Origin of the sequence: Halanaerobium polyolivorans, assembly GCF_020711195.1 — a bacterium.
GTDB lineage: Bacteria > Bacillota > Halanaerobiia > Halanaerobiales > Halanaerobiaceae > Halanaerobium > Halanaerobium polyolivorans.
Window position 1 is genome coordinate 90295 of sequence record NZ_JAJFAT010000005.1, and the last position, 12016, is coordinate 102310.

Here is a 12016-nt window from a genome sequence, read left to right on the forward strand (position 1 = left end):
TAGCTTTTATTTAAAAATTGCTTTCTATTATAATTATATTTTAGCTCTTTAATTTTGTCTGTTAAACTGACTTCATTATTTTTTGCAGGATTTAATCTCAAGATGACGAAAATATAGTTATAAGTAAAAACAAGGGAGTGTTTATTATGAGAAAAATAATCTTCTTTTCATTAATTTTTTTATTGTTCTTAACAACACCTTTAACTGCTGGGCAAAGAATTCCTTTTCCAAATGATAATTTTCAGCAAATTACTCAAACGGAAACAGAAGTTTTAATTGCCTGGAATGGCAGTGAACAAATAATCACTGCAGCTGAAGAGCTTAAGCTTGAAACAGCTCTACATGATTTTAGTTTAGACATAAAACATAGAAGTTCCAGCCTTGATTTGATTAAAAGAGCTGAAGAATACTTAAGAACTAAACAGTTAGAAAAAATTATCGATTTTGATCCCAGATTAGGTGAAAATGAAATAGCAATTAGACCTGGTGGTCCAGCTCAATCAAATGAAGCTCAACCAGCTAATTTTTTCCAGTTTGAAAGTGATAAATTATTCTATCCCTTAACAACTACCTTTGCTAATAGTAAAGAAAATTTGAATATTATTATCATATCAGATCAAGCCTTAGTTAATTTTAAAGGAGTTAAAGAAGAAGAGATTACAAAAAGACAGGGATCTTATTCAATCTCTAAGTCTGAAGTAGCCTATATTTCTTCTGATATCGCAGAGCTTTTTGCAGAGGGAAATATCACGATCCATTCCTGGGGCTTCACGAACAAGGAGAAAGAGATTGATTCTGAGCTAATAATAAGCTCCAATATAGAAGAATTGTTTGAAAATAGCCTAGAAAGAAACGGAAATAAGTTTGTGGATGTATATCCACATCCTGATTATCCTTTTTCTGTAGAAGAAGAAATTGAGAGTTTAAGTGGGGTTTTAGAAAGTAGAATGGGCAGCAGAACTTATCCCTGGTTTGCTTATACAGTTGATGATTTAATTTTGCTTAATGCCAAATCTAAAGAACTACTGGGATCTTTTGCAGAAGAAGGAGAATATGTTACAATAAAAGGGTATAGAGATGGGGCTAAACTTTTTATGCGGGAGCCTTTGAGCAGAGAATTGAATTTAGTAGATATTGGCCCAGGTTTTTATGTGACTGAAATTGAAGGCTGGGACTTTTATACTGGACGCTTAGTGCTTAATGACGGGAGTTTAGCAAGATCTAGAAGCAGCTTTTGGATTCCCCAAAAATAGAAATCAGGAGGGACTATTTTTTAGATGATTTTAAAATTAATTATGGCTTTGTTTTTGATTTTTCTTTCTTTGTTTTTGCCCAAACAGATTATGGCTCAAGAAAATAGTTCCCTGTATTTCCATACAAGTATTTATACAACTCACTATACACCAAGGGATTATCATAATAATCATCAAAATTTGATGGGCATAGAGTATCACTATCAAGATAAGAAGTTGAAAGGAATCTCATATTTTTTAAACAGCTATAGACAGCCTACCTGGTATTTTTATTCTGGCAGATATTATCCGCTTTTTGAAAGAAGAGGGTTTAAGTTTAATGCTAAACTCACTTATGGAATAATTCACGGCTATGATGATGAAGGTGGAGAGCACAGTACCTGGATGCATAATATGGGAACCTTCCCTGGCTTTGTCTTTGGCTTTGGAATTGAAAAAGGTCCCTACAAATTGGAAATCCATCCTTTTGCAGATGCAGGTCTAATTACTACAATTGGTATAGAATTTTAAAAGCCCTCATAATTGAGGGCTATTTTAAGACTTGAGTTAATTTAATTATTATTAAATAAATCTCTTGTATAAACCTTATCTTCTACATCTTTGAGCTCATCACTCATTCTGTTAGCAACAATTACATCTGATTTTTCTTTGAAGTCAGCTAAGTCTTCAATAACTTTTGAACGGTAAAAATCATCATCTTCTAAAACCGGTTCATAGACTATTACTTCTATTCCTTTAGCCTTAATTCTTTTCATAACTCCCTGTACAGATGACTGCCTAAAATTATCAGAGTCTTTTTTCATGGTTAATCTATATACCCCAACAACTTCTGGCTTCATTTGAATGACCATATCAGCAATATGATCTTTTCTGGTCCTATTAGCATCAACAATAGCCTTCATAATATTATTGGGTACATCTTCATAATTAGCTAAAAGCTGCTTGGTATCTTTTGGCAGACAATAACCACCATAACCAAAAGAAGGATTATTATAATGGTCACCAATCCTAGGGTCAAGACCTACTCCTTCAATAATTTGTCTGCTGTCTAAATTTCTGATTTCAGCATAGGTATCAAGTTCATTAAAAAAAGAAACACGCATAGCTAAATATGTATTAGCGAAAAGTTTAATTGCTTCTGCTTCTGTAGAATCAGTATACAAAGTTGGGATATCTTCTTTGATTGCACCTTCTTTGAGCAGCTCAGCAAACTTTTTTGCTCTCTCTGATTTTTCACCTATAATAATGCGAGAAGGATAAAGATTATCATAAAGTGCTTTGCCTTCCCTTAAAAATTCAGGGGAAAAAATTATGTTTTCACTATCAAATTTTTTGCGCAGTTCTTTGGTATAACCAACAGGAACTGTTGATTTAATAATCATTACAGCATCTTCATTTAAAGATAAAACATTAGCAACAACAGCTTCAACTGTTCGAGTATTAAAATAATTTTGATCGGGATCATAATTAGTAGGAGTTGCAATAATTACAAAATCAGCCTCTCGATATGCTTTAACTGCATCAGTTGTTGCAGTTAAGTTAAGTTCCTTGTTTTTCAAATAGTCTTCTAACTCAGCATCTACAATTGGAGATTCCTTTCTATTTATCATTTCCACTTTTTCTTCAACTATATCTACTGCTGTTACCTCATGATTTTGCGCTAAAAGCACTGCATTTGATAAACCTACATATCCTGCACCTGAAACAGTTATCTTCATTCTATCCGCTCCCTATCATTAAATAATTTTATTATTAAAGCTTATTATAATTATTTCACAAATACTATTCTATTACAAAATCTTACCATTTTCAAGCACAAAAAAGCCCTCTCTGCTAAAGAAAGGGCTTAAATTACAGGCTATTAACTTAAAATCAACTCTTAAAATTTAATTCCTAAGGAGATTGTAAATTTAGTGTATTTAAGATCTATATCTTCAAACTCATTCTCATTTTGTGCAGGTGTTATTTCATTATTACCATTTCCGCTTTCAACTTCTATGCTGCTGTTATTGACTGTATAAAGCAGTTCTAAAAGATAGCGATCTTCAAATTCTATTCCCCCACCTAAGGCATAATAAAGCCCCCCACTTTCACTTTCAACATCTTCATCAATTGAAAATAGATTATAACCTAAGTGGCCAACAAAATAAAGAGGCTGTTCTGCCATTCGATATTCACCCAGTAAATATATTGGTGTATAATTAAAACCTACATCTCCTGGGCCATCAGTAATGTCAACATCTCGTTCTAATTGATAAGTAATTCCTGCCCCATAACTAAAATTATCGGCTGCTGATAATCTGTATTCTGCAGTTAAAGAATAACCGCTTTCTACATCATAATCCTCTCCATCAATGTCCATTTCTCCACTCATATCATAACCAAGCCTAAATACAAAGTCTCCACCAGTTTGAGCTGCTGCCACCCCACTAAACACAATCAGAGAAATAACCAATAAAAATACCACTTTTTTCATAACAAAACTCCTCTCCTAAGGGTGATTTAAAATAAATAAAATTATACTATAAGCTATTTCGACATTCTTTGATAAATACCTTCATAATTTTCTAAATTTTTTTAAATTATTACTAAGAGTTTTATAAAATTATAGTCAAAAGCAGGATTTTTAACTTTATCTTATAATAATGTATATAAGCTATTTAATTAACTTATGCTAAGAAATATAATAAGAAATGAGGTCAAACATGAATTACCAGGCGCAAATAGATGCTTTTGTTGATTATTTTAAAAAAGCCGAAAGCAATAAAAAAGATCATAAAATAGGAGTAGAGTTTGAGCATTTTGTTGTCCATAAAGATTTAAGTGCTGTAAGTTATTATGAAAACCAGGGTATAGAAGAACTATTAAAAGAAATGGCCAAAAATAAATGGCAGCCTATTTATGAAGGTGAGCATTTGGTCGCTTTAAATAATAATCAGGCTGCTATTACTATTGAACCAGGGGGACAGTTAGAAATTAGCATTAATCCTTTTGCTAAAATTGAGGCTATTGAAAAAATATATCTTTCTTTTTTAGCAGAGATTATCCCTATACTTGATAACTGGGAGCAAAAACTGCTGGCAATTGGCTATCAACCAAAGGATTCAATTGAAGATATTCCTCTTCTACCTAAAAAGCGCTATAAATACATGTATAAGTATTTTGCAGATAAAGGTCAATACGCTCATAATATGATGAAGGGAACAGCCTCCTTACAGCTCAGCATTGATTATGTAAATGAAAAAGATTATATAAAAAAGATGAGAAGCGCCTTTTTTTTAACACCTCTAATTTATTATCTTTTTGATAATACTCCTTTTTTTGAATCTGAAATTACAGCTCAGGCAAGTATGAGAGCAAAAATTTGGAATGGCTGTGATCCAGATCGCTCAGGAATTATCAATAATATATTTGAAAAAGAATTTGCTTATAGTGATTACGCAAAATATCTGCTTAATATGCCGCCAATATTGGCTAAAAAAGATGGAGAACTTGTTTTTACCGGCAATAAATTATTAAAAGAAGTAATGTTAAGTGATAAAAAAGAGGAAATAGAACATTTTCTTTCAATGGCCTTTCCTGATGTTAGAACTAAAAAATATATTGAAATTAGAGCAGCAGATGCTCTACCCTATCCCTATAATTTTGCTTTTATTGCTTTATTGAAAGGTTTATTTTGCCCGAAAAAAAATGTAGCGGAACTCTATAAATTATCACTGCAGTATAATCAAAAAGAGTTTTTAGAATTTAAGACAAAAATTATTAATGATAAAGAAAATAAAGAAAGAGAAAGATTAATTAAAGAATTAATTTCTATGGCTGAGTCTTCTCTACCTCAAGCAGAGAAAAAATATTTAGCTCCACTTAAAAAAATATATAATAAATACGGAAAATTTAAAAATAAAACTCTTGAAAATATCAAAGCAGGTCAAAAAGATTATCTTGATTGGTGTATCTTAAATCAAAAGCAAACTTTTATTGGCTAAAAGATAATCACACTCGGCATACAAGGTAAAAGCAGCCTTCTCAGGCTGCTTTTTTATGATATATTCTACTAGTTGAATTTTGTGTTCTAAAAATCTTTGGCATTGACAATATCCTCTAGTTAATAACTAATCTCTGTAAATGTTTAAGCTCAAGTTCAAAGATCTCTCCTGCAGCTGGCCAAACAATTAGTTTTTCCTGGGCAAATTCTGCCTTGATGTCCTCGGCATTTTCTCTATTAATTAAATATAATTCTTCATCTTCTAAATATTCAATGCTTATTATATTATTAAAATTAACATTTAAGGGACTACCCAAAGCTGTTTGAATACTAATGCTGTCACTCATTAAATTAGCAAAAAAGAAATCTCTATTTTTAGTTGTGATAGAAGCCTGCTTATTATTATCAAATCGGCTGCTTGAACGAAATTCTAGAGAATGAAGTTCATCACTGCTTATAGTTATTACACCATTTTGAGTCTCAAATCTTAATTCACTTAACAACTCACCTCTAAAACGATTATTTTCTACAGCCCTTAAAACAAAACTCCCATCTTCTCTAATTATATTATTTAAATAGTTGCTCTGTATATTGATTTCTGCATAATCAGTTCTAATTCTTAAACTATCGTTTAACAATTCACCCCTATAATTTTCTCCATTCTGTAGGCGGAGCTGATCTGCCATAACAGTACTTGAAAAAAATATTAACATCATTATTAAAATAGTTGAAATCACTATTTTCTTTTTCATCTTTAATTGAACCTCCCTCTGTAGAAGAAATTATATTTATATTTTCAGATACTATTTTTCCATCAAATCGTGTAAAAAGCTAGATACAATACTAATAATAATTGATGCCATAAAAGCTGAAAAGAAACCACTAACAATAAATCCTGGCACTAAAACAGAAGTTAAAGCCAACATAATAGCGTTTATGACAAATAGAAATAATCCAAAAGTTAATATTGTAAAAGGTATGGTTAAAATTGTAAAAATAGGTCTAATAAATCCATTCACAAAGCCTAAAACTACAGCAGCAAAAAAGCCAGCCCAAATCCCACTTACACTAATTCCAGGCAGTATATAAGCTGCAACTAATAAGGCTATCATGGTTGAAAATACTTTAGCAAAAAAACTTGAGTATCCTTTCATAATATACCCCCTCAATCAACAAAACTACTTATATATAAGTTCTTTGATTTTTAATTTATTCCTGCTTTTCTTTATTATATCATAAATTCATATACATTTTTAAAATTATATTTGACAGCCAGAATATGCTGTATTATAATAAAGTAAAGTAAAGTACTCAACTTTTATAAAATTTTAAGCAGGAGGCTCACAATGATTCATAAAGATGTTACTAAATTAATTGGCTATACACCAATGGTTCGCTTAAACAATCTAATAACAGATGATCAAGCAGAAGTTTTAGTCAAACTGGAAAGTTTTAATCCAGGTGGAAGTGTAAAAGATAGAATAGCAGTAAATATGATTGATAAAGCTGAAGAATCAGGTCAACTAAAAAAAGGTGGAGTAATTGTTGAGCCCACAAGTGGAAACACAGGTATAGGTATTGCAATGGTCGGTGCTGCAAGAGGATATAAAGTTATCTTGACCATGCCTGATTCAATGAGTGTAGAAAGAAGACAGATGCTGAAGGCATATGGAGCAGAATTAGTTCTGACAGATGCTGCCAAAGGTATGAAAGGATCTATAGAAAAAGCAGAAGCAATTGCTGCCGCAAAAAATGGGGTTGTTCTTTCTCAATTTACAAATGACGCTAATCCCAATGCCCATCGAGAAACAACAGCTTTAGAAATAATTAGAGATACAGAGGGCAGAATAGATCATTTTGTAGCTGGTGTTGGCACTGGTGGTACAGTAACTGGTGTTGGAGAAATACTTAAAAAAAGAATTAAAGATGTACAGATAACAGCAGTTGAACCTACAGATTCAGCAGTGATGTCTGGTCAAAAACCCGGACCACATAAAATAGCTGGAATGGGAGCAGGTTTTATACCTCAGGTTTTAAATACTGATATTATAGATAGAATCGAAAAAGTTAGTAATCAAGAAGCTTATGAAATGACACAAGTTTTAGCTAAAAAGGAAGGTCTTTTTGTAGGCATTTCATCTGGAGCAGCTATAACTGCAGCTCTCCGGTTAGCTAAAGAATTAAGTAATGATAAACGAATTGTTGTAATAGCACCTGATACAGGTGAAAGATATTTAAGTACAGGTGTTTTTAATTAGTTAAATCCGATAATTGAAATAGAGAATTTCCCCTGTTAAGAGCCCCGGAGGCCCCCCAACCTCTAGGGCTATTTTTTTGCTTGTTATAATTATACTTTTGTCATATAATTAAGAAAACGTTTATCTTTTAGCTAAGCAAAGATTTAATAGGAGGGTTATATTATGGCAAGCAAAGTATATATGGCAGATATGGAATCTAATTCAAATAGTGAGAGTCTAGTTAAAAAATTAAGTAAATTATTTTATAAAGCAGGCTTTCACGAATTATTTGACGAAAATGATTTAACCGCTGTTAAACAGCATTTTGGGGAGCCAGGCAATACAGCCTTTATTAGGCCTGTTTTTACCCGTGAAATTGTAAAAAATATAAAAAAAGAAGGTGCCAAAGCTTTTTTAACTGATGCTAACACTCTTTATGTTGGGCAAAGAGCAAATTCAGTTGACCATTTACATACTGCAGTAGCCAATGGATTTAGTTATGCTACAATTCAAGCTCCTGTTATTATTGCAGATGGTTTGAGAGGTAAAAACTCTAGAGATGTAGAAGTCAACCTTAATCATTTTGCTAAAATTAAAGTAGGTTCAGAAATACTAGAAGCAGATGCCTTAATTAGTTTAGCCCATTTTAAAGGTCATGAACTAACAGGTTTTGGAGGTACATTTAAAAATGTCGGAATGGGTTTTGGCAGTAGAGCAGGCAAACAGATGATGCACTCAGCTGTGTTACCTGAAATTGAAGAAGAACACTGTATAAAATGTTTGCAGTGTGTTAAATATTGCCCAGAAGATTGTATAACTATTAATGAAAGCGAAAGTACTATTGATCATGAAATCTGTATAGGCTGTGGAGAATGTGTGGTCACCTGTCCAACTGATGCAATTACAATTGAATGGGAATCAACCAGTGAAGGTGTAGAAGAAAGAATGGTAGAATTTTTCTATGGTATAGTCAAAGACAAAAAGGATAAATGTGCTTACATAAATTTTGTTAATAATGTTTCTCCTGATTGTGATTGTGCGAGCTGGAATGATAGAGCTATAGTAAAAGATATAGGTATTCTGGCTTCTAAAGATCCAGTGGCATTAGAACAGGCATCCCTGGATTTGGTTAATAATGAGCAATATGCAGCTGGAATTCTAGCTGATAAAAAGATAAAACCAGGTGAAAATAAATTTAAATATGTTCATCCTGATACAGATGGTGGGATCAGACAAATAGAGTATGCTGAAGAACTTGCTTTAGGTTCAAGGGATTATGAACTGATTAAAATCTAGTATTTATAAAACACTCAAACCCCTCTTCCAGCTTTTGGAAAGGGGTTTTAATCTTTAAAATAATATTATGCAATTATGAACTTTAATTTTTTAATCAGTTTTATCAATAGAGTTTCTGCCCAAAATTTCCTTTTTAAGCTTTCTGAACTCTTCCTCTAATTCTAATAACTGATCTTTCACAGGATCTGGTAAATCTGCATGCTCAAGTTCTCTTTCGGGATGGACACGTTTTCCATCTCTAATTACAACTCGTCCTGGAACTCCAACTACAGTTGCATTTTCTTCAACATCAGTCAGCACAACCGAACCTGCACCTATTTTAACACAGTCATTAATTTTAATTGAACCTAAAACCTTTGCCCCAGCACCAACAACTACATTATTACCGATAGTAGGATGCCGTTTTCCTTTTTCTTTTCCCGTACCACCAAGTGTAACACCCTGATAAAGGGTAACATTTTCACCAATTTCAGTAGTTTCTCCAATCACAACTCCCATCCCATGATCAATAAAAAACCCTTTAGCTATTTGGGCACCAGGATGAATTTCAATTCCCGTCAGAAAACGAGCCAGTTGAGATATGAAGCGGGGTAAGGTTCTTAAGCCTATTTTATAAAGAATATGAGAAAAACGATGAAATAAAAGCACATGCAGACCTGAGTAGGTCAATAAAACTTCAAAAATATTATTAGCAGCCGGATCACGTTCAAAAACTGCATTTATATCAGCTCTAATAGTATCAAACATAATTTAAACCCCCATTGCAGTAATTATATGGCAATCATTAGTTAATCACTCAACTTTATTATATGTTCTAAGCAAATCTAATGCAAGCTTTTAGTTTTGAACAAGATCCTTGGGTCTATGTCCTTTTAAAAACCAGAGCCTTGACTGATTATTGATATCTACTAATAATTGACCAATTTCTGCTTTAGCACCCTGCTTATCTCTACCAATAATTGAAAATAATTCGTCACTAATAACACTTTTCTTTAAACCATTTTGAATTAAAGTAGAAATATAATGGACTAAAGCTTTTGCTTCTTCAGATTCAAGTTCATAGTTTTTTACAAGATATTTTTGCAGTCTTTTTTGGGCGAAATTAAATACTATTGAACCTTTTTCTATTATTTTATCATAATCAGCTTGAGGAATATCAGCATAATCAATATCTCTTGCCATTTGCTCATTATAAATAAATTCAATATCCATTACTTGATCTAAAGCTATAATTCCATCAGTTTCCTGTAATACATTATGATAATTGGAGTTTAAATATAAAACATTATTGAAATGATCTGCTCCAACCTCAATATCACTATATTCTTTTATTTTTTTATATAAAGCGTGTGTTTCCATAACTCCGTAAAAATTAAGCACTGCCCAGCTTTTTAACAATAAATCTTGATTAATTTCAATTTGTTCTTTGACTGTATTACTTTTTAATCTCTTTTTTAAAACAGAATAAATTTCATCGGGAAAAACAAATAAAAGCCCTTCTTCAACTAAAGCGGGATATGCTATACCATAACTAAATAAAAAAGCAGCTAAATCTAATTCCTCTACCTCGATTTTTTCTGCATCAATGACAAAGCTTTTTTGACCAGAGTTAATAACATGATTTAAAAAATGATAATTAGTTTTAGCTAAAAACGGAATAATTTTTGCTAAATATTCTGGAATTAAATCAGCAAGTTTTGCTATTAATTCATCTTTATTTAACTGACTAAGTCCCTCTACATTGAGATTCTTTCTTATTTCACTTAAATCTTTTTTCCTTAAAGTAGAAAGTTGTTCCTGTAAATTTAAACTATCACTTTTAAAAGCAAATATTTTTTCAAAATCATAGTCAAATTGTTCTACAAAATCTTCAACAAATTCTTCTTCATATTCAGACATATTAGAACTCCTTTTGTATGGTTTTATATATTGAATTGCTAGAAGTTTAATTTAATTCTTTTTCAGCAATTTCTGAAATACTAAATCCTATATCTGTGCGATAATGCATATCTTCAAATTCAACTTCTTCAATATACTGATATACTTTATTAATAGTATTTAATAAACCATTGCTTAAGACAGTCAATCCCAGCACCCTACCACCATCAGTATAATACTTATCATCCACAAGTTTTGTCCCAGCATGGAAAATTAAAAGGTCATCATGCTGTTTTATATTATCTAGGCCTTTAATCTCATAGCCTGTATTAAATGTCAGAGGATAACCGGCAGATGTTAAGACAACACACACTGCTACATTGTTACTGACATTAATCTCCTTTTTATATTTTAGGTGGACATTATTAGTCATTTCCATCAAATCAATAAGATCATCTCTCAATCTAGGTAAAATAACTTGAGTTTCAGGATCACCAAAACGAGCATTATAATCTATTACAGCTGGTCCATTCTCAGTTATAATCATGCCAATATGAAGTACCCCACGATAGTCAATCCCTTCACTGTTAAGAGCATTTAGAGTAGGACGCAAAATTTCTCTACAAATTTTGTCCATCAATTTTTCATCAGCATTAGCAGCAGGTGAATAAGCACCCATACCACCAGTATTTGGACCCTCCTCTCCCTCAAAAACAGCTTTATGATCTCTTGTAGTTGTGATGGGAAGTATTGTCTGACCATCAGTTAGAGCAAAAACTGACAGTTCTTCACCTTCTAAAAAATCCTCTACCACAATTCTGTCTCCAGCATCCCCAAAGGCTTTATCTTCCATAATTCTAGCTACTGCATCTTGTGAATCCTGAAAATCAGAAGCTACAATCGATCCTTTACCTTGAGCAAGCCCTTCAGCCTTAATGACAAGAGGAAAATCTGCATTTTTTAAATAATTGAGAGCAGCATCTGGATCTGTAAAAACTTCATATTCAGCAGTAGGAATATTATATTTATTCAAAATATCTTTGGCAAAAACTTTTGAGCCTTCAAGCAAAGCAGCCTGTTTTTTAGGACCAAAAATAGGCAGAGATCGTTCAACAAAATAATCTACAATACCTGCTACCAAAGGTTCTTCGGGACCAACTATTGTCATCCCTATATCAGTTTCTCTGGCAAATTCAGCCAGTCCTTCTATATCATCTGCTTCAATATCAACTCTTTTAGCTACATCTGTCATACCATCATTTCCTGGAGCTACAAAAATCTCATCAGCTTCATCACTTCTAAAAAGTTTCCAGGCTATAGCATGTTCTCTGCCTCCACTTCCTACAATCAGTACTTTCATAATTCTA

Annotated in this window: 12 protein-coding genes; 5 read left to right on the forward strand and 7 right to left on the reverse strand. The window is 32.3% G+C overall.

Going from position 1 to position 12016, the window contains the following annotated elements; translation table 11 throughout:
* Positions 1 to 146 precede the first annotated feature (146 nt).
* Both LJ207_RS04925 and LJ207_RS04930 read left to right on the forward strand, forming a co-directional pair.
* Positions 147 to 1253, forward strand: a complete 1107-nt coding sequence (locus LJ207_RS04925) for a hypothetical protein (protein ID WP_229344631.1) — start codon at positions 147 to 149, stop codon at positions 1251 to 1253.
* 24 nt (positions 1254 to 1277) lie between these two features.
* Positions 1278 to 1763 carry a hypothetical protein gene (locus LJ207_RS04930; RefSeq protein ID WP_229344633.1) on the forward strand — a complete coding sequence of 162 codons (486 nt, stop codon included), beginning with the start codon at positions 1278 to 1280 and terminating at the stop codon, positions 1761 to 1763.
* Between the two features lie 41 nt (positions 1764 to 1804).
* Here LJ207_RS04930 and LJ207_RS04935 read toward each other — a convergent pair whose 3' ends face one another.
* Together LJ207_RS04935 and LJ207_RS04940 are read right to left on the reverse strand one after the other, a co-directional pair.
* The gene (locus LJ207_RS04935) at positions 1805 to 2971 is read right to left on the reverse strand and encodes a nucleotide sugar dehydrogenase (protein WP_229344640.1); all 1167 of its coding nucleotides are present in this window, start codon (positions 2969 to 2971) and stop codon (positions 1805 to 1807) included.
* 161 nt (positions 2972 to 3132) lie between these two features.
* Positions 3133 to 3729, reverse strand: coding sequence for an outer membrane beta-barrel protein (locus LJ207_RS04940; RefSeq protein WP_229344642.1), 597 nt, complete (start codon positions 3727 to 3729; stop codon positions 3133 to 3135).
* A gap of 229 nt (positions 3730 to 3958) precedes the next feature.
* Between LJ207_RS04940 and LJ207_RS04945 the strand changes: the two genes are divergently transcribed.
* A complete protein-coding gene (locus tag LJ207_RS04945) occupies positions 3959 to 5239 on the forward strand; it encodes a glutamate-cysteine ligase family protein (RefSeq protein ID WP_229344644.1) in 1281 nt (426 codons plus the stop codon).
* A 115-nt stretch (positions 5240 to 5354) separates the two neighbouring features.
* Here the strand turns inward: LJ207_RS04945 and LJ207_RS04950 are convergent, their stop codons facing one another.
* Both LJ207_RS04950 and LJ207_RS04955 read right to left on the reverse strand, forming a co-directional pair.
* Positions 5355 to 5990 carry a hypothetical protein gene (locus LJ207_RS04950; RefSeq protein ID WP_229344646.1) on the reverse strand — a complete coding sequence of 212 codons (636 nt, stop codon included), beginning with the start codon at positions 5988 to 5990 and terminating at the stop codon, positions 5355 to 5357.
* A gap of 51 nt (positions 5991 to 6041) precedes the next feature.
* Positions 6042 to 6392 (reverse strand): phage holin family protein, encoded by a 351-nt coding sequence (locus tag LJ207_RS04955; RefSeq protein ID WP_229344648.1) that lies wholly within the window; start codon positions 6390 to 6392, stop codon positions 6042 to 6044.
* A gap of 192 nt (positions 6393 to 6584) precedes the next feature.
* Between LJ207_RS04955 and cysK the strand changes: the two genes are divergently transcribed.
* Positions 6585 to 7496, forward strand: a complete 912-nt coding sequence (gene cysK, locus LJ207_RS04960) for a cysteine synthase A (protein WP_229344650.1) — start codon at positions 6585 to 6587, stop codon at positions 7494 to 7496.
* 162 nt (positions 7497 to 7658) lie between these two features.
* Positions 7659 to 8771 carry a DUF362 domain-containing protein gene (locus tag LJ207_RS04965; protein ID WP_229344652.1) on the forward strand — a complete coding sequence of 371 codons (1113 nt, stop codon included), beginning with the start codon at positions 7659 to 7661 and terminating at the stop codon, positions 8769 to 8771.
* A 90-nt stretch (positions 8772 to 8861) separates the two neighbouring features.
* Here the strand turns inward: LJ207_RS04965 and cysE are convergent, their stop codons facing one another.
* From cysE to purD, 3 genes are all read right to left on the reverse strand, one after another.
* A complete protein-coding gene (cysE, locus tag LJ207_RS04970; protein ID WP_229344654.1) occupies positions 8862 to 9518 on the reverse strand; it encodes a serine O-acetyltransferase in 657 nt (218 codons plus the stop codon).
* 90 nt (positions 9519 to 9608) lie between these two features.
* Positions 9609 to 10670, reverse strand: coding sequence for a hypothetical protein (locus LJ207_RS04975; RefSeq protein WP_229344656.1), 1062 nt, complete (start codon positions 10668 to 10670; stop codon positions 9609 to 9611).
* Between the two features lie 46 nt (positions 10671 to 10716).
* On the reverse strand, positions 10717 to 12009 hold the full coding sequence (gene purD / locus LJ207_RS04980) for a phosphoribosylamine--glycine ligase (RefSeq protein WP_229344658.1): 1293 nt from the start codon (positions 12007 to 12009) through the stop codon (positions 10717 to 10719).
* Positions 12010 to 12016 lie beyond the last annotated feature (7 nt).